This is a genomic window from Staphylococcus sp. HMSC062H10, assembly GCF_001836945.1.
Classification (GTDB): domain Bacteria; phylum Bacillota; class Bacilli; order Staphylococcales; family Staphylococcaceae; genus Staphylococcus; species Staphylococcus aureus.
Map to the genome: position 1 here is coordinate 15,291 of NZ_KV830938.1, position 18,873 is coordinate 34,163.

At 33.6% G+C, this 18,873-nt stretch carries 21 protein-coding genes and 1 pseudogene; 17 read left to right on the top strand and 5 right to left on the bottom strand.

The genetic code is table 11. From position 1 onward, the window contains the following. The 3 genes from ureC to HMPREF2658_RS00130 are packed head-to-tail and all read right to left on the bottom strand — an operon-like array spanning position 1 to position 2,439. A complete protein-coding gene (ureC, locus tag HMPREF2658_RS00120) occupies positions 1-1,716 on the bottom strand; it encodes an urease subunit alpha (RefSeq protein ID WP_054194506.1) in 1,716 nt (571 codons plus the stop codon). Next, positions 1,713-2,123, bottom strand: coding sequence for an urease subunit beta (locus HMPREF2658_RS00125; RefSeq protein ID WP_000612128.1), 411 nt, complete (start codon positions 2,121-2,123; stop codon positions 1,713-1,715). The genes ureC and HMPREF2658_RS00125 overlap by 4 nt, the downstream gene beginning before the upstream one ends. 13 nt (positions 2,124-2,136) lie before the next feature. Beyond that, a complete protein-coding gene (locus HMPREF2658_RS00130) occupies positions 2,137-2,439 on the bottom strand; it encodes an urease subunit gamma (RefSeq protein ID WP_000545928.1) in 303 nt (100 codons plus the stop codon). Between the two features lie 259 nt (positions 2,440-2,698). Here HMPREF2658_RS00130 and yut point away from each other — a divergent pair, with 259 nt between their 5' ends. The 6 genes from yut to HMPREF2658_RS00160 all read left to right on the top strand — a co-directional run bounded on the left by yut (position 2,699) and on the right by HMPREF2658_RS00160 (position 8,954). Further along, positions 2,699-3,604 (top strand): urea transporter, encoded by a 906-nt coding sequence (yut, locus tag HMPREF2658_RS00135; RefSeq protein ID WP_001796406.1) that lies wholly within the window; start codon positions 2,699-2,701, stop codon positions 3,602-3,604. A gap of 216 nt (positions 3,605-3,820) precedes the next feature. After that, complete coding sequence (locus HMPREF2658_RS00140) at positions 3,821-4,975, top strand: acyl-CoA dehydrogenase family protein (RefSeq protein WP_000999190.1); 1,155 nt, start codon at positions 3,821-3,823, stop codon at positions 4,973-4,975. 212 nt (positions 4,976-5,187) lie between these two features. Next, positions 5,188-6,096, top strand: coding sequence for an ABC transporter substrate-binding protein (locus HMPREF2658_RS00145; RefSeq protein ID WP_000735038.1), 909 nt, complete (start codon positions 5,188-5,190; stop codon positions 6,094-6,096). 399 nt (positions 6,097-6,495) lie between these two features. Further along, positions 6,496-7,437 carry a nucleoside hydrolase gene (locus tag HMPREF2658_RS00150; RefSeq protein WP_000163407.1) on the top strand — a complete coding sequence of 314 codons (942 nt, stop codon included), beginning with the start codon at positions 6,496-6,498 and terminating at the stop codon, positions 7,435-7,437. Between the two features lie 120 nt (positions 7,438-7,557). Next, positions 7,558-8,112: a biotin transporter BioY gene (locus HMPREF2658_RS00155; RefSeq protein ID WP_000208737.1), complete on the top strand. Its 555-nt coding sequence runs from the start codon at positions 7,558-7,560 to the stop codon at positions 8,110-8,112. A gap of 71 nt (positions 8,113-8,183) precedes the next feature. Next, positions 8,184-8,954 carry a GNAT family N-acetyltransferase gene (locus HMPREF2658_RS00160; protein ID WP_000018338.1) on the top strand — a complete coding sequence of 257 codons (771 nt, stop codon included), beginning with the start codon at positions 8,184-8,186 and terminating at the stop codon, positions 8,952-8,954. Between the two features lie 171 nt (positions 8,955-9,125). Here HMPREF2658_RS00160 and fdhD read toward each other — a convergent pair whose 3' ends face one another. Beyond that, on the bottom strand, positions 9,126-9,923 hold the full coding sequence (gene fdhD, locus HMPREF2658_RS00165; RefSeq protein ID WP_001030823.1) for a formate dehydrogenase accessory sulfurtransferase FdhD: 798 nt from the start codon (positions 9,921-9,923) through the stop codon (positions 9,126-9,128). Positions 9,924-10,212: 289 nt separating this feature from the next. Between fdhD and modA the strand changes: the two genes are divergently transcribed. The 5 genes from modA (at position 10,213) to HMPREF2658_RS00190 (ending at position 13,994) form a co-directional block, all read left to right on the top strand. Then, complete coding sequence (gene modA / locus HMPREF2658_RS00170; RefSeq protein WP_000782740.1) at positions 10,213-10,995, top strand: molybdate ABC transporter substrate-binding protein; 783 nt, start codon at positions 10,213-10,215, stop codon at positions 10,993-10,995. Between the two features lie 13 nt (positions 10,996-11,008). After that, entirely contained in the window at positions 11,009-11,680 is a 672-nt protein-coding gene (modB, locus tag HMPREF2658_RS00175; RefSeq protein ID WP_001113088.1) for a molybdate ABC transporter permease subunit, read from the top strand. Then, on the top strand, positions 11,681-12,286 hold the full coding sequence (locus HMPREF2658_RS00180) for an ATP-binding cassette domain-containing protein (protein ID WP_000913006.1): 606 nt from the start codon (positions 11,681-11,683) through the stop codon (positions 12,284-12,286). It abuts the gene before it with no gap. 167 nt (positions 12,287-12,453) lie between these two features. Then, positions 12,454-13,458, top strand: a complete 1,005-nt coding sequence (locus tag HMPREF2658_RS00185) for a ThiF family adenylyltransferase (protein ID WP_000076912.1) — start codon at positions 12,454-12,456, stop codon at positions 13,456-13,458. A gap of 29 nt (positions 13,459-13,487) precedes the next feature. Continuing rightward, the gene (locus HMPREF2658_RS00190; RefSeq protein ID WP_000503826.1) at positions 13,488-13,994 is read left to right on the top strand and encodes a MogA/MoaB family molybdenum cofactor biosynthesis protein; all 507 of its coding nucleotides are present in this window, start codon (positions 13,488-13,490) and stop codon (positions 13,992-13,994) included. Between the two features lies 1 nt (position 13,995). On the opposite strand, the gene moaC is transcribed toward HMPREF2658_RS00190, so the two are convergent. Continuing rightward, entirely contained in the window at positions 13,996-14,490 is a 495-nt protein-coding gene (gene moaC, locus HMPREF2658_RS00195; RefSeq protein ID WP_000134532.1) for a cyclic pyranopterin monophosphate synthase MoaC, read from the bottom strand. A 62-nt stretch (positions 14,491-14,552) separates the two neighbouring features. Between moaC and glp the strand changes: the two genes are divergently transcribed. From glp to moaA, 6 genes and pseudogenes are all read left to right on the top strand, one after another. After that, the gene (gene glp, locus HMPREF2658_RS00200) at positions 14,553-15,812 is read left to right on the top strand and encodes a molybdopterin molybdotransferase MoeA (RefSeq protein WP_000259727.1); all 1,260 of its coding nucleotides are present in this window, start codon (positions 14,553-14,555) and stop codon (positions 15,810-15,812) included. Continuing rightward, a complete protein-coding gene (gene mobB, locus HMPREF2658_RS00205; RefSeq protein ID WP_000602943.1) occupies positions 15,809-16,294 on the top strand; it encodes a molybdopterin-guanine dinucleotide biosynthesis protein B in 486 nt (161 codons plus the stop codon). The genes glp and mobB overlap by 4 nt, the downstream gene beginning before the upstream one ends. Before the next feature lie 13 nt (positions 16,295-16,307). After that, positions 16,308-16,753 (top strand): annotated as a pseudogene (locus HMPREF2658_RS00210) (molybdenum cofactor biosynthesis protein MoaE). A 5-nt stretch (positions 16,754-16,758) separates the two neighbouring features. Continuing rightward, positions 16,759-16,992: a molybdopterin converting factor subunit 1 gene (moaD, locus tag HMPREF2658_RS00215; protein ID WP_000866968.1), complete on the top strand. Its 234-nt coding sequence runs from the start codon at positions 16,759-16,761 to the stop codon at positions 16,990-16,992. A gap of 6 nt (positions 16,993-16,998) precedes the next feature. After that, positions 16,999-17,598, top strand: coding sequence for a molybdenum cofactor guanylyltransferase MobA (gene mobA / locus HMPREF2658_RS00220; protein ID WP_000643987.1), 600 nt, complete (start codon positions 16,999-17,001; stop codon positions 17,596-17,598). Positions 17,599-17,617: 19 nt separating this feature from the next. After that, the gene (moaA, locus tag HMPREF2658_RS00225; protein ID WP_001621996.1) at positions 17,618-18,640 is read left to right on the top strand and encodes a GTP 3',8-cyclase MoaA; all 1,023 of its coding nucleotides are present in this window, start codon (positions 17,618-17,620) and stop codon (positions 18,638-18,640) included. Positions 18,641-18,873: the final 233 nt, after the last annotated feature.

Below are 18,873 nucleotides of genomic sequence, written 5' to 3' on the forward strand. Positions count from 1 at the left end.
CTAGAATAAGAAATATCTTTGAGTTAATGGTAACTCAGTTGCTGCATTACTTGTAATTTTTTCTCCATCTACATATACTTCATATGTTTGTGGATCAACGTCTAATTTAGGTGTTGCGCTGTTATTTTTCATATCTGCTTTAGATAATTGTCTAATATTTTTAACTGGACGCACCATGCGTTTTAAATTTAATGCACGATTGATACCATTTTCATAAGCAGTTTTAGATACGAATGTCATTGACGTACTTGTAAGGTTTCCACCGTATTGACCATACATTTTACGGTACTTCATCGGTTCAGATGTAGGTATAGAACCATTTGCGTCGCCATTTACGGCAGAGTTAATTAATCCGCCCTTTACAACTAATTCAGGTTTAACACCAAAGAAAATTGGATCCCATAAGACAATGTCAGCTAGTTTGCCCGGCTCGATAGACCCTACATATTCAGAAATACCATGTGTAATTGCTGGGTTAATTGTATATTTAGCGATATAACGTTTGATGCGATTATTATCATTATGTTCAAAATCACCATCTAAAGGACCACGTTGTTCTTTCATGCGATGTGCTACTTGCCATGTTCGTGTAATTACTTCACATACACGGCCCATTGCCTGTGAATCGGAACTAATCATACTGAATACACCCATATCTTGCAGAACATCTTCTGCTGCAATCGTTTCTTTACGAATACGTGAATCTGCGAATGCGATATCTTCAGGAATAGCCGCATTTAAATGGTGAGTAATCATTACCATATCTAAATGTTCATCTACAGTATTATGTGTATAAGGCAAAGTTGGATTTGTAGATGAAGGTAAAATATTTGAAAATGCAGCGGATTTAATTAAATCAGGCGCATGACCGCCACCAGCACCTTCAGTATGGTACATATGAAGTACACGGTCTTTAACAGCTGCCATTGTGTCTTCCATAAATCCTGCTTCATTTAAAGTATCTGCATGTAATGCAATTTGAACATCAAATTCATCAGCAACATCTAATGCATGACTCAAAGCAGATGGTGTTGCACCCCAGTCTTCATGTACTTTTAATCCAATTGCTCCGGCATTGATTTGTTCAATGAGTGCAGTTGGATTTGTTGCTTGTCCTTTACCTGTAAAACCGACATTAATCGGTAACCCTTCGGCAGCTTCTAACATTCTATGAATATGCCATGGACCTGGAGTTACAGTTGTTGCTTTAGAACCTTCTGAAGCACCAGTACCACCACCAATATGAGTCGTAATACCACTTTCTAATGCGACCTCTGCTTGTTCAGGATTAATAAAATGAACATGAGTATCAATACCACCAGCAGTGACGATTTTACCTTCAGCGGCAATGATATCTGTTGTTGAACCTATAATAATGTCGACATTATCCATTATATCTGGGTTGCCGGCATTACCTATGGCGAAAATATAACCATTTTTAATGCCTATATCAGCTTTAACCACTTTATCGTAATCGATAATAACGGCATTAGAAATGACAAGGTCTGCAACGTTCACGTCATCACGTGTTACACGAGGATTTTGCGCCATACCGTCTCTAATAGATTTACCACCACCAAAAGTAGCTTCTTCACCATAAACAGCATAGTCTTTTTCTATTTGAGCAAATAGATTCGTATCACCTAAACGAATAGAATCTCCAACAGTTGGACCGTATAAGCTCGTATATTGATTTTGCGTCATTTTAAAGCTCATGATCTTTTTCCTCCTTTTTTATTCACGTTTTCAGCACCGTTATCTCCGAATACACCTGCATATTCATCATTTTCATCAGTTGGACGATAGACACGTGACTCATCGATAGGACCATTGACCATACCACGAAAACCAAAAATTTTACGTTTGCCAGCATATTCAACTAATTGAACTTCTTTTTTATCCCCAGGTTCAAATCGAACAGCTGCTCCAGCTGGAATATCTAAATGTTTTCCATATGCCATTTCACGTTCGAAATCTAATGCTGCATTTGCTTCATAAAAATGAAAATGTGAGCCCACTTGAATTGGTCGATCTCCTGTATTTTCAACTTCGATAACTGTTTCAGGATGATGGTTATTAATTTCAACCTCTGTACTTTTTGTAATAATTTCTCCTGGTATCATTTGACTGCCTCCTTTAAACAATAGGGTGATGTACTGTGATTAACTTAGTACCATCGGGGAACGTAGCCTCGATTTCGATATCTGTAATCATGTGTTCGACACCATCCATGACATCTTCTTTGTTTAGAATTTGTCTACCATAACTCATTAACTCTGCAACGGTCTTACCATCGCGTGCACCTTCTAATAATTCATCGCTGATTAAAGCTAATGCCTCAGGATGATTTAGTTTCAAACCACGTGCTTTACGACGACGTGCAACTTCCGCCGCCACTACAATCATTAATTTGTCTTGCTCTCGTTGTGTAAAATGCAAATTAAAACCCCCAATTTCATATTAGATACAATTTACAAAATTTATATTAATCCTAATTGTTGTGATAAACAAGTAATATACAAAGTTTAATACGAAACAGTAAAAAATAAATTTACTATTTCGTATTTAAAAATATATGATTATGATTAAAACGAATAGCGAAAGATATTTAGGATTTGTAAAATAGAGTTTTTAATATAACTTTTTGTAAAATGGTAGTATATTAATGAGTAAACATTCAAGAAAAAGGGTGAGCATTTTGAAAATGATAGATGTGCTTTTGAAAAATATATCTCAAGTAGTGTTAATTAGTAATAAGTGGACTGGTTTATTTATCTTGATTGGATTATTTGTGGCCGACTGGACAGTTGGATTAGCAGCTATGATAGGTAGTATCATAGCTTATGCATTTGCACGTTACATTAATTATAGTGAAGCAGAGATTAATGATGGGTTAGCCGGATTTAATCCAGTGTTAACTGCCATTGCGTTAACAATCTTTTTAGATAAGTCAGGATTAGATATTGTTATAACAATGATAGCAACTTTATTAACGTTACCAGTTGCTGCTGCAGTGAGAGAAGTTTTAAGACCATATAAAGTTCCGATGCTGACGATGCCTTTTGTCATTGTGACTTGGTTTACAATTTTACTTTCAGGACAGGTTAAATTTGTAGATACCTCGTTAAAGTTAATGCCTCAAAACATTGAAACGGTTAAATTTAGCAACAATGATCGAATACATTTTATTCAGTCATTATTTGAAGGATTCAGTCAAGTATTTATCGAAGCGAGTGTAATTGGTGGCGTATGTATTTTAATCGGCATATTGATAGCATCAAGAAAAGCAGCACTCTTAGCTGTTATAGCTAGTTTGTTAAGCTTTATCATTGTAGCTCTATTAGGCGGTAATTATGAAGATATTAATCAGGGATTATTCGGTTATAACTTTGTATTAATGGCAATCGCACTAGGGTATACATTTAAAACAGCGATTAACCCTTATATTTCGACTTTTTTAGGTGTGTTATTAACAGTAGTGGTGCAACTAGGTACAACAACATTGCTTGAACCGTTTGGCTTACCTGCATTAACATTGCCATTTATTATTGTGACATGGATTTTATTATTTGCTGGTATTAAACATGACAAAGTAGATGCTTGATAGTTAAATCAAACCTAATATTGTTTGAATATCACCTTAAACCATACAGTGAATTGTATAGTTTAAGGTGTATTTTTATGGATAAAATTAAGTGCATACTTAATCGAATTATCAGCTTTCTTTTAATTGGTCACAGCACGTTCCTTTTTATTTTTAAAGTCGAGTGTTAAACTAGGAATAAATAATTTATATTGTGTGTTGTGTGGGGTGACTAATATGAATGATATGGATAATTCCTTTTTAATAACAACGGAAATTCAAAGAAAATGGATTGAAAAATTCAAAGTAATTGGAGATACATTTAAGGCTAAAGCTGAATATAATGATCAACATAGCCAATTTCCATATAAAAATATTGAATGGTTAATTAAAGAAGGTTATGGAAAATTAACGTTACCAAAAGCATATGGTGGTGAAGGTGCGACCATAGAAGACATGGTTATTTTGCAATCATTTTTAGGCGAACTTGATGGTGCCACAGCATTATCTATTGGTTGGCATGTGAGTGTCGTAGGACAAATTTATGAACAAAAATTATGGTCTCAAGATATGTTGGAGCAATTTGCTGTTGAAATTAATAATGGTGCATTAGTTAATAGAGCAGTTAGTGAAGCTGAAATGGGTAGTCCAACAAGAGGAGGAAGACCAAGTACACATGCTGTTAAAGCTGATGATGGGTATATTTTAAATGGTGTGAAGACATATACATCAATGAGTAAAGCACTAACACATATTATTGTTGCTGCTTATATAGAAGAATTAGAAAGTGTTGGTTTTTTCTTAGTGGACAGGAATTTGCCGGGAGTTGAAATTGCCGATAATTGGGATGTATTAGGTATGCGAGCGACAGAAAGTCATGATTTAATATTAAATGATGTAAAAGTACCATTAAAACATTTAGTGGAAACAGAGAAAAGTAAAGCGCCAAATGGTTGGATATTGCATATACCAAGCTGTTATTTAGGTATAGCACAAGCTGCTAGAAATTATGCTGTAGACTTTGCAATCCAACATAGCCCTAATAGTATTGAAGGAACGATTGCAACATTGCCAACTGTGCAACAAAATTTAGGGAAAATGGAAACGCTATTGTTATGTGCGAGACAATTTTTATGGAGTACAGCAAAAGGCTATCAACAATATAAAGATGACAGTCAGATAAGAAATTCAACAAGTGCGAGTAAAGTGATGGTAATGAATCAAGGGCTTGAAGTGATTGATTTAGCGATGAGAATAGTTGGTGCTAAAAGCTTAGAAATGAATCGACCATTACAACGTTACTATCGTGACATGCGTGCAGGATTACACAATCCACCTATGGAAGATGCAGCATACACAAATATTGCTAAGAGTATTACAGATACATTTTAAATTTAAAAAGGTAAATCGATTGCTGATTGGCATAAAGAGATGAAATTTGACGTTCGGATTTACCTTTTTTGTGGGAATTTATAAGGATGTTAAGATATTTTGCTAAATTTTTTGTGAAAATAAAAAAATAAATAACGCTAGCTATTGTAAATGTATATGCAATCTTGTATAATTTTGAAATAATTGATAATCATTTTCAATAGGAGGAAATTATGAAAAAACTATTATTACCATTAATAATTATGTTATTAGTGTTAGCTGCGTGTGGGAACCAAGGTGAAAAAAATAACAAAGCTGAAACTAAATCTTATAAAATGGACGATGGCAAAACAGTAGATATTCCGAAAGACCCTAAACGCATTGCAGTAGTAGCGCCAACATATGCTGGTGGACTTAAAAAATTAGGTGCAAACATTGTAGCTGTAAATCAACAAGTCGATCAAAGCAAAGTGTTAAAAGATAAATTTAAAGGTGTTACAAAAATTGGTGATGGCGATGTAGAAAAAGTTGCTAAAGAAAAGCCAGATTTAATTATTGTATACTCTACTGACAAAGACATTAAAAAATATCAAAAAGTGGCACCAACAGTAGTTGTTGACTATAATAAGCATAAATATTTAGAACAACAAGAAATGTTAGGGAAAATTGTTGGTAAAGAAGATAAAGTAAAAGCTTGGAAGAAAGATTGGGAAGAAACAACTGCTAAAGACGGTAAAGAAATTAAAAAAGCAATTGGACAAGATGCAACAGTGTCATTGTTTGATGAATTTGATAAAAAATTATACACTTACGGCGATAACTGGGGTCGTGGTGGAGAAGTATTATATCAAGCATTTGGTTTAAAAATGCAACCAGAACAACAAAAGTTAACTGCAAAAGCAGGTTGGGCTGAAGTGAAACAAGAAGAAATTGAAAAATATGCTGGTGATTACATTGTGAGTACAAGTGAAGGTAAACCTACACCAGGATATGAATCAACAAACATGTGGAAGAATTTGAAAGCTACTAAAGAAGGACATATTGTTAAAGTTGATGCTGGTACATACTGGTACAACGATCCTTATACATTAGATTTCATGCGTAAAGATTTAAAAGAAAAATTAATTAAAGCTGCAAAATAATTCAGCTATATAAGCCAGTGAAATTAGAGTCTGAGACATATCAATCTTTTGATATTGTATTAGGCTCTTATTTTTATAGCTAGAAAGTTAGATATTTGTAATTTTTAAAAATAATAAGTGCCGTTGTTATCATTCAATTTAATTAATGATAGATTAGTATTATTACAGCTAAAGTAGTATACCTGAGAAAATAGCTCAATGTATCTCTTCATTAATAAGTTATATCATAATTATTTTAGTGCATACTTTATGGAAGGCATATCAGGGAATGGCTATCAATTAAAGAAGAGGTTTAAAAGGATTACAACAGAATGTTATGATTTTGTAGAAAGATATATTACAACGTTTTATAAAAACATAATATTGTTAATGGAAAATGAAATGTAAGGGGGATTTCGAGTGACTAAGAAAGTTTATTTTAACCATGATGGTGGTGTAGATGATTTAGTATCTCTATTTTTATTATTACAAATGGAAAACGTTCATTTGATAGGGGTCAGTACAATTGGTGCTGATTGTTATTTAGAGCCATCTTTGAGCGCATCAGTAAAAATTATTAATCGTTTTTCAAATGAAGATATTCAAGTTGCGCCATCATATGAACGAGGAAAAAATCCATTTCCTAAAGAATGGCGTATGCATGCCTTTTTTATGGACGCATTGCCAATTTTAAATGAGCCAGTCAAACATGTTGCTTCAAATGTAAGCGACAAAGAAGCCTTTGAAGACATTATTCAAACTTTAAAGAGACAATCAGAAAAAGTAACATTACTATTTACAGGCCCGCTTACAGATTTAGCAAAAGCACTACAAAAAGATTCATCAATCGTTCAGTATATAGAAAAGTTAGTTTGGATGGGTGGTACCTTTTTACCAAAAGGAAATGTTGAAGAACCTGAGCATGATGGTTCTGCAGAATGGAATGCATATTGGGATCCAGAAGCGGTTAAAATTGTTTTTGATAGCGATATAGAGATTGATATGGTTGCTTTAGAAAGTACGAATCAAGTACCGCTAACGTTAGATGTTAGACAAAGATGGGCGAATGAACGCCAATATACGGGCATTGATTTCTTAGGAGTAAGTTATGCAGCGGTACCACCATTAACGCACTTTATAACAAATTCTACTTACTTTTTATGGGATGTTTTAACGACTGCTTATATTGGTAACAAGGACTTGGTTCATTCAATTGAGAAAAAAGTAGATGTAATAAGTTATGGACCAAGTCAAGGTAAGACATTTGAGTGTAAAGATGGGCGCAAAATTAATGTCATAAATCATGTCGATAACAACGCATTTTTTGATTATATAACTGCACTTGCTAAAAAAGTAAATTAACAGCTGTGTAGAATAATTAAGGTTTTAATTTATATAGAACAACTTATTGTAAACTTTTCGTTTCTTAAAGTTTACAATGGTGCTATAATAATGGTCATGAAATACGAAAGGAAGTAAAAAATGACAACAAAACAGTTAGTATATACAGCTTTAATGACAGCGATTATCGCTATTTTAGGATTGGTACCGGTAATTCCACTACCATTTTCTTCAGTACCAATTGTACTTCAAAACATTGGTATTTTCTTAGCAGGTGTGATTTTAGGACGTAAATATGGCACATTAAGTGTTATCGTCTTTTTATTATTAGTAGTTGCTGGTTTGCCACTGTTATCAGGCGGTCGCGGTGGCATTGGTGTATTCGCAGGTCCTTCAGCAGGGTTTTTACTATTATATCCAGTTGTAGCATTCATGATTGGTGCGATTCGTGATAGATTCATCAATGAAATTAATTTCTGGATTTTATTCGTTGGTATTTTAGTTTTTGGTGTTATAGCATTAGATGTTATTGGTACATTGATTATGGGCATGATTATTAACATACCATTTACGAAAGCTATTTCAATTTCATTAGCCTATTTGCCTGGTGATATATTAAAAGCAATTGTAGCAAGTTTGATTGGTACAGCTTTACTTAATCACTCGCAGTTTCGTCAAATTATGGGTTTAAAATAATCATATTTAAGATAGTAAAGTAATTGGATAAGTTGTTTTTCAATTGTTGAAAGTGAAAGGAGTAGGTGCCAATGTCTCATATAAGTATGTCAGATATTAATTGCGACGGTACAATATTTGAAAATAGCGACAAGCAGTTGATTTATTTAACGCCTATTTTTCCACAACGATACACAAGCAACACATGGTTATATAAAAAGATGCCTACCGAAGAGCAATGGTTGAAAGACTTAAAGCGTCAACATCAATTACATACAAATCAAGGTTCAAATCATTATGCATTTAGTTTCCCAGAAAATGAACAACTTGATAATCATTGGATGGCTATGTTTAAAGATATGAATTTTGAACTAGGTATTATGGAATTGTATGCCATAGAAAGTGATGCGCTTGCCAATTTACCGCGTAACGCTGACGTTGAAATTGCCATCGTTGACGAGTCGCATATAGATGCCTATTTAAAAGTTGCATATCAATTTAGTTTGCCATTTGGAAAAGACTATGCAGATGCACATGAAGAAATGATAAGGGAACATTATCAAAAAGATGCGATTAAACGCTTAGTAGCTTATTTAAATAATGAACCTATTGGCGTTGTAGATGTCATTGAAAGTGAAAATTACATTGAATTAGATGGATTTGGTGTATTAGAACAATTTAGGCACCAAGGAATCGGTTCTACCATGCAGTCATTAGTAGGTGAATACGCTATATCTAGAAATCATAAACCGGTTATATTAGTTACAGATGGTGAAGATACAGCAAAAGATATGTATGCAAAGCAAGGTTATGTTTACCAATCATTTTGTTATCAAATATTAAAAGAAGATATTGGAAATTAACGATTGATGATAGGTTTGTATTAGAATAAAAAAGCAGTAAGCTGGTTTCGAGTAGAAATCAACTTACTGCTTTTTAAATTGTTTTGAGCTACTTATACTTATAAAAATAGTGCTTTTATATTGTTGATTCATGTAGAATATCGTTCATTATGACACACTATAATGAATATGTTATTGTTCAGAATCAATGATACGTTCTGGATGACTGTATATATTAAAGCCACCATTTCGAATAAATCCAACTGCCGTAATATTTAGGTCATTAGCTAAGGTTACAGCAAGCGTTGTCGGAGCCGATTTAGATAAAATGACGCCAACACCAATTTTCGCGGCTTTAATTAAAATTTCTGATGAAATACGTCCACTGAAAATTAATACTTTATCTCGGACAGTAATATGTCGCTGAATACAAAATCCATATAATTTATCTAGAGCGTTATGTCTACCAATGTCTTGTCGATGTACAAAAAATGTCAAACCATCGCTTATAGCAGCATTATGCAGGCCACCTGTTTCTTGGTAAATATGACTGGCACTTTGTAATCGAGTCATCATGTTAATAATTTGTATTGGAGTTAAGGTGATTTTAGACATAGATGTTTTAGCGATAGCAGCATCATTTTGAAAATAAAACTCACGACTCTTTCCACAACAAGATGCAATCATTCGTTTTGTGGAATATTGAAAGCGATCGCCTAAATCTTTATTCAGTTCAACATGGGCAAATCCTTTACTATCATCAATCAGTACAGATTTTAATTCATCTCGCTTTAAAATGGCACCTTCCGAAGCCAGAAATCCAATGACTAACTCCTCAAGGTTTGTTGGACTGCATATAACAGTCGCAAATTCTTCACCATTCACCATAATTGTAAGTGGAAATTCTGTCACATATTGATCTGTTGTATTGAATAATTTTCCATCTTCATATCTAACAATTGGTTGACCTAAAGATACATCTTTGTTCATTATCTAACCCCTTTAATTAGCTTGAACTTTATTTTAAATCAATATGCTTAATATTTTAACATATTTGCTTAAAACTGAAATTTGATTAATAAAAATTAATAGTGAGCAATCAGTTTGATTTAAATTGAATTCGAGAATATACACACTAAGTCATTAATTAATAAATATCAATCTTATGCAAATTTGACAATTGTTTGAATCATTATTTAAAGAGAAAACGCTTCTTTTCAAAAATATTGTTAAGTGTATAATGAGAGTGTAAATATTTAATAATTGGGGGTATTTCATAATGAAAATGAAACGTTTTATAGCTATTGTAATGGCATTATTTTTAGTATTAGCTGGTTGTTCTAATTCTAATGATAATCAAGACAACAAAAAAGATGCAGCAGACAATGGGAAAAAACAAGAAATTCAAGTTGCAGCGGCAGCAAGTTTAACAGATGTTACAAAAAAATTAGCATCAGAATTTAAAAAAGAACATAAAAATGCTGATATTAAATTTAACTATGGTGGATCAGGAGCATTAAGAAAACAAATTGAATCAGGCGCACCTGTTGACGTATTTATGTCTGCAAATACTAAAGATGTAGATGCATTAAAAGACAAGAATAAAGCACATGATACATATAAATATGCGAAAAATAGTCTAGTATTAATTGGTGATAAAGATTCAAATTACACTTCAGTAAAAGACTTAAAAGGAAATGATAAATTAGCATTAGGTGAAGTGAAAACTGTACCAGCAGGAAAATATGCGAAACAGTATTTAGATAACAATAACTTATTTAAAGAGGTCGAAAGTAAAATCGTTTATGCTAAAGATGTAAAACAAGTATTAAATTATGTTGAAAAGGGTAATGCGAAACAAGGTTTTGTATATAAAACTGACTTATATAAACAAAATAAAAAAATTGATACTGTAAAAGTAATTAAAGAAGTAGAACTTAAGAAACCAATCACATATAAAGCTGGTGCGACATCAGATAGTAAATTAGCTAAAGAGTGGATGGAATTCTTAAAATCAGATAAAGCTAAAGAAATATTAAAAGAATATCACTTTACAGCATAAGGAGTTGTAATCCATGCCTGACTTAACACCTTTTTGGATATCAATACGAGTTGCTGTAATCAGTACGATTATTGTAACGATTTTAGGTGTTTTTATATCTAAATGGTTGTATCGTCGTAAGGGTTCGTGGGTTAAAGTATTGGAAAGTTTATTGATATTACCTATTGTTTTGCCGCCAACGGTATTAGGTTTTATTCTATTAATCATCTTCTCGCCAAGAGGACCAATTGGTCAATTCTTTGCGAATGTACTACATTTACCTGTAGTATTCACTTTGACAGGTGCTGTGATAGCATCTGTCATTGTTAGTTTTCCACTAATGTATCAACATACTGTGCAAGGCTTCAGAGGTATAGACACGAAAATGATTAATACAGCTAGAACGATGGGAGCAAGTGAAACGAAAATTTTCCTCAAATTAATTTTACCATTAGCTAAACGCTCTATTTTAGCAGGTATAATGATGAGTTTTGCTCGTGCATTAGGTGAGTTTGGTGCTACATTAATGGTTGCAGGATATATTCCCAATAAAACGAATACACTACCTTTAGAAATATACTTCTTAGTGGAACAAGGTAGAGAAAATGAAGCGTGGTTATGGGTATTAGTGCTAGTCGCATTCTCTATTGTGGTTATATCTACAATTAATTTATTGAATAAAGATAAATATAAGGAGGTCGACTAGATGCTTAAAATCAATTTAAAATATCAATTAAAGAATACTTTAATTCGCATCAATATAGATGATACTGAACCAAAAATTTATGCAGTTCGTGGTCCATCTGGCATTGGTAAAACTACTGTTTTAAATATGATTGCCGGATTACGTAAAGCAGATGAAGCTATTATCGAAGTGAATGGGCAATTGCTTACTGATACGGCAAAAAACGTGAATGTTAAAATTCAACAACGACGTATTGGATATCTGTTTCAAGACTACCAATTGTTTCCTAATATGACGGTCTATAAAAATATTACTTTTATGGCTGAACCATCTGAACACATCGATCAATTAATCCAAACTTTAAACATTGATCATTTGATGAAACAATATCCTATGACATTGTCAGGTGGAGAGGCACAACGTGTAGCACTTGCACGTGCACTTAGCACGAAACCAGATTTAATTTTATTAGATGAACCTTTTTCTAGTTTGGATGACACTACAAAAGATGAGAGTATTACATTAGTTAAACGTATTTTCAACGAATGGCAAATACCAATCATATTTGTGACACATTCAAACTATGAAGCAGAACAAATGGCTCATGAAATTATTACAATTGGTTAATGATACATTTGCCTTGAAAGAGTTTAGAACGTATTTAAAAATGTAGAAGTGCAAGCTTCTATTAGCATTTTAATGATGTTTTAAACTCTTTTTTAGGCGCAATTTTTGAGAGACATTGACGCACGTCATATAATGAAAGTAAGGATAAATAGAAAGGATAACTTAATGTGAGTCAAGAACGTTATTCAAGGCAAATTTTATTTAAACAAATAGGTGAAATAGGTCAAAACAAAATAAATCAAAAATGCGCGTTGATTATTGGTATGGGCGCATTGGGTACACATGTGGCTGAAGGTCTTGTGAGAGCAGGCATTGCTAAACTAATCATTGTTGATAGAGATTATATTGAATTTAGTAATTTACAAAGACAAACATTATTTACTGAAGAAGATGCTTTGAAAATGATGCCTAAAGTGGTTGCAGCTAAAAAGCATTTGCTAGCGTTACGTAGTGATGTTGATATTGATGATTATATTGCCCATGTGGATTATTATTTTTTGGAAACACATGGACAGGACGTTGACGTTATCATTGATGCAACCGATAACTTTGAAACACGACAACTGATTAATGATTTTGCATATAAACATCGTATACCTTGGATTTATGGAGGTGTTGTACAGAGTACATATACAGAAGCTGCATTTATACCTGGTAAAACACCTTGCTTTAACTGTTTGGTACCACAATTGCCAGCATTAAATTTAACATGTGATACAGTAGGAGTCATTCAACCTGCCGTGACGATGGCAACAAGTTTACAATTAAGAGATGCGATGAAAGTATTAACGGATCAACCAATTGACACAAAAATAACTTATGGCGATATTTGGGAAGGTAGTCATTATTCATTTGGTTTCAGTAAAATGCAACGTTCAGCCTGTACAACTTGTGGAGATGTACCAAGTTATCCGTATTTAAACAAAAATGAACAACGTTATGCAACATTGTGTGGTAGAGACACTGTACAGTATGAAAATGCATCAATTACACACGATATTCTTGTTCAATTTTTAAAACAGCATCAACTAAATTATCGCAGTAATTCATATATGGTTATGTTTGAATTTAAAGGGCACCGCATTGTTGCTTTTAAAGGTGGAAGGTTTTTAATACATGGCATGACACGCACATCAGATGCCACACATCTAATGAATTTATTGTTTGGATAAAAAAGATAAGATAAAAGGAGTGTAATATTATGGGCGAACATCAAAACGTTAAATTGAATCGTACAGTTAAAGCAGCCGTACTAACGGTATCAGATACTAGAAACTTTGATACAGATAAAGGTGGTCAATGCGTGCGCCAACTGTTACAAGCAGATAATGTTGAAGTTAGCGATGCACATTATACAATTGTGAAAGATGAAAAAGTAGCCATCACGACGCAGGTGAAGAAGTGGTTAGAAGAAGATATTGATGTCATCATTACGACTGGTGGAACGGGTATTGCAAAACGTGATGTGACGATTGAAGCAGTAAAACCACTTTTAACTAAAGAGATAGAAGGCTTTGGGGAATTATTTAGATATTTGAGTTATGTTGAAGATGTTGGCACACGTGCATTATTGTCTCGTGCTGTAGCAGGTACAGTTAATAATAAATTGATATTTTCGATTCCAGGATCAACAGGCGCAGTTAAATTAGCATTAGAAAAGCTCATTAAACCAGAATTAAATCATCTGATTCATGAGCTTACAAAATAATTTATTGATCTAATTGGCGTTGAAAATCTCCAGATTTACCGCCAGACTTGCTTTCAAGGTAGGTTTCGCCAATAATCATACCTTTATCAACTGCTTTCGTCATGTCGTAAATGGTTAAAGCCGTTGCTGATGCAGCGGTTAAAGCTTCCATTTCAACACCGGTTTTGCCAGTTGTAGAGACAGTTGTTTGAATGTTTAAAGTATAAAGGGGTGCATTTGTTTCATCCCAGCTGAAGTGAACATCTATGCCAGTCAATGGTAATGGATGGCACATCGGAATAATTGTTGATGTATTTTTGGCAGCCATAATACCAGCGATTTGAGCAGTGTTCAATACATTGCCTTTGGTATTGGTGTTATTAGAAATCTGCTTATAAATAGTTTCATTCACAGTAATGCTTGAATGAGCGACAGCAGTTCTTTTTGTAATTTGTTTGTCTGATACATCGACCATTTTGGCGTGGCCTTGTTGATTAATATGAGTAAACTCAGTCATTTTACCCCTCCTAGTGCATCTAGTATATCATGAAAAAATAAAAGTTTTGGAGATGATTTTTAATGGTAGTAGAAAAAAGAAACCCAATCCCAGTTAAAGAAGCAATTCAACGTATCGTTAATCAGCAGAGTTCAATGCCGGCAATTACGGTAGCACTTGAAAAAAGTCTAAATCATATCTTAGCAGAAGATATTGTAGCTACTTATGATATACCAAGGTTTGATAAATCACCTTATGATGGTTTTGCAATTCGCAGTGTTGATTCACAAGGGGCAAGTGGTCAGAATCGCATTGAGTTTAAAGTGATTGATCATATTGGTGCAGGTTCAGTTTCTGATAAATTAGTTGGGGATCACGAAGCGGTGCGTATTATGACTGGAGCACAAATACCTAATGGCGCAGATGCTGTTGTTATGTTTGAACAAACGATTGAACTAGAAGATACATTTACAATTCGTAAGCCATTTTCAAAAAATGAAAATATATCTTTAAAAGGTGAAGAAACAACGACAGGAGATGTTGTTCTAAAAAAAGGACAAGTAATTAATCCAGGGGCTATTGCGGTCCTTGCAACATATGGCTATGCAGAGGTTAAAGTTATTAAGCAACCGAGCGTCGCTGTTATTGCAACAGGAAGCGAATTATTAGATGTTAATGATGTATTAGAAGATGGAAAAATTCGTAACTCTAATGGTCCAATGATTCGTGCCTTAGCAGAAAAATTAGGTCTTGAAGTTGGTATTTACAAAACACAACAAGATGATTTAGATAGTGGTATACAAGTCGTTAAAGAAGCTATGGAAAAACACGATATCGTTATTACAACGGGTGGAGTTTCTGTAGGAGACTTTGATTATTTACCTGAGATTTATAAGTCCGTAAAGGCGGAAGTGTTATTTAATAAAGTAGCAATGCGTCCTGGTAGCGTAACAACGGTTGCATTTGCAGATGGAAAGTATTTGTTTGGATTATCTGGAAATCCATCAGCTTGTTTTACAGGATTTGAACTATTTGTGAAACCAGCTGTTAAACATATGTGTGGCGCACTAGAAGTCTTCCCGCAAATAATTAAAGCAACATTAATGGAAGATTTTACCAAGGCAAACCCATTCACACGATTTATACGTGCTAAAGCAACGTTAACAAGTGCTGGAGCTACTGTAGTACCTTCAGGATTCAATAAATCAGGTGCGGTTGTAGCGATTGCACATGCTAACTGTATGGTCATGTTACCAGGAGGGTCACGTGGTTTTAAAGCGGGTCATACAGTAGATATTATATTGACTGAATCTGACGCTGCTGAAGAGGAACTTCTTTTATGATTTTACAAATTGTAGGTTACAAAAAGTCTGGTAAGACAACATTGATGAGGCATATTGTCTCTTTCTTAAAGTCACATGGTTATACAGTTGCTACTATTAAACATCATGGGCATGGTAAGGAAGATCTTCAATTACAGGATTCAGACGTCGATCACATGAAGCATTTTGAAGCGGGGGCAGATCAAAGTATTGTACAAGGTTTTCAATATCAGCAAACTGTAACACGTGTAGAAAATCAAAATCTTACTCAAATTATTGAAAAATCTGTTACAATTGACACCAATATCGTATTAGTTGAAGGTTTTAAAAATGCTGATTTTGAAAAAGTCGTAGTCTATCGAGATGAAGAAGAGTTACAAGTATTACAACAGTTGTTGAATGTTTGTTATAGCATTAATGTTAGGGAGCATGAAGATTTTACAGCATTTGAGCAATGGTTATTAAATAAAATTAAAAATGATTGTGATACACAATTAATATAGAGGATTGAAATGAATGAAACAATTTGAAATCGTGACAGAACCGATACAAACAGAACAATATCGTGAATTCACTATAAATGAATATCAAGGTGCAGTAGTTGTTTTTACCGGTCATGTTCGCGAATGGACTAAAGGCGTCAAAACGGAATATTTAGAATATGAAGCGTATATTCCAATGGCTGAAAAGAAATTGGCACAAATTGGAGATGAAATAAATGAAAAATGGCCTGGAACGATAACGAGTATTGTTCATAGAATAGGGCCATTACAAATTTCAGATATCGCTGTATTAATTGCAGTTTCTTCACCGCATCGTAAAGATGCCTATCGAGCAAATGAATATGCAATTGAGCGTATAAAAGAAATTGTTCCGATTTGGAAAAAAGAAATTTGGGAAGATGGTTCAAATGGCAAGGGCATCAAAAAGGGAATTATGAAGAAGCGAAGAGGGAGGAATAAGAGAGATGAAGGTACTTTACTTCGCAGAAATTAAAGATATATTACAAAAAGCACAGGAAGATATTGTGCTTGAACAAGCATTGAGTGTACAACAATTTGAAGATTTATTGTTTGAACGTTATCCGCAAATCAATAATAAAAAGTTTCAAGTTGCTGTAAATGAGGAATTTGTACAAAAATCCGATTTCATTCAACCTAATGATACTGTTGCATTAATTCCACCGGTTAGTGGAGGTTAAGCGAGCATGAAAGCAATAATTCTTGCAGGTGGTCATTCAGTACGATTTGGTAAGCCCAAAGCTTTTGCGGAAGTGAACGGTGAGACCTTTTATAGTAGAGTAATTAAGACATTAGAATCAACAAATATGTTCAATGAAATTATTATTAGTACAAATGCGCAATTGGCAACGCAATTTAAATATCCAAATGTTGTTATAGATGATGAGAATCATAATGATAAAGGTCCATTAGCAGGAATTTATACAATCATGAAGCAACATCCTGAAGAAGAATTGTTTTTTGTAGTTTCTGTTGATACACCAATGATTACTGGTAAAGCTGTAAGCACGTTGTATCAGTTTTTAGTTTCTCATCTTATTGAAAATCATTTAGATGTCGCAGCTTTTAAAGAAGATGGACGTTTTATTCCAACAATTGCATTTTATAGTCCGAATGCATTAGGCGCTATAACTAAAGCACTACATTCTGATAATTACAGTTTTAAAAATGTATATCATGAATTATCAACGGATTATTTGGATGTCAGGGATGTAGATGCGCCCCCATATTGGTACAAAAATATAAATTATCAGCATGATTTGGACACTTTAATTCAAAATTTGTAAGCCGTTAGGAGGTCCACAAATGGTAGAACAAATAAAAGATAAACTAGGACGTCCCATCCGTGACTTACGGTTATCTGTGACAGATCGGTGTAACTTTAGGTGTGATTATTGCATGCCTAAAGAGGTATTTGGAGATGATTTCGTATTTTTACCTAAAAATGAACTGTTAACGTTTGATGAAATGGCTAGAATCGCAAAGGTATATGCAGAATTAGGTGTAAAAAAAATACGTATTACAGGTGGAGAACCATTGATGCGACGGGATTTAGATGTACTTATAGCTAAATTAAATCAAATCGATGGTATTGAAGATATTGGTTTGACAACAAATGGTTTGTTATTAAAAAAGCATGGACAAAAGTTATATGATGCTGGGTTACGCAGAATTAATGTCAGTTTGGATGCTATTGATGATACGTTATTTCAATCAATCAATAATCGTAATATTAAAGCGACTACGATTTTAGAACAAATTGATTACGCGACTTCTATTGGTTTGAATGTAAAAGTAAATGTTGTTATACAAAAAGGTATTAACGATGATCAAATTATACCAATGCTTGAATATTTTAAAGATAAACATATAGAGATTCGATTTATAGAATTTATGGATGTTGGTAATGATAATGGATGGGATTTCAGCAAAGTTGTAACTAAAGATGAAATGCTTACTATGATAGAGCAGCACTTTGAAATCAATCCTGTAGAACCAAAATATTTTGGGGAAGTAGCAAAATATTATCGCCATAAGGATAATGGTGTTCAATTTGGTTTGATTACAAGTGTTTCACAATCATTTTGTTCTACATGTACACGCGCAAGGCTGTCATCAGATGGGAAGTTTTACGGATGTTTATTTGCAACTGTCGATGGATTTAACGTTAAAACGTTTATTCGTTCTGGGGTGACCGACGAAGAATTAAAAGAACAATTTAAAGCTTTATGGCAAATAAGAGATGATCGATATTCAGATGAGAGAACTGCTCAAACAGTTGCCAATCGTCAACGTAAAAAGATAAACATGAATTATATTGGTGGTTAATGTGTAGGAACCACTACATAATAAATCATTAGAGATTCTTTAATATTTCTGTCTTACTCCCTAAAATACAATATTATTTATTAAAGTATAAACGGTCATATCTATGCCAGATTTAATAGAAATGATCGTTTTTAATGTTTTTACAAATCGGCGGGGTCCCAACATAGAAGGTGACGAAAAGTCAGCATACAATAATGTACAAGTTGGGGAACGGGGCCCCAACACAGAAGGTG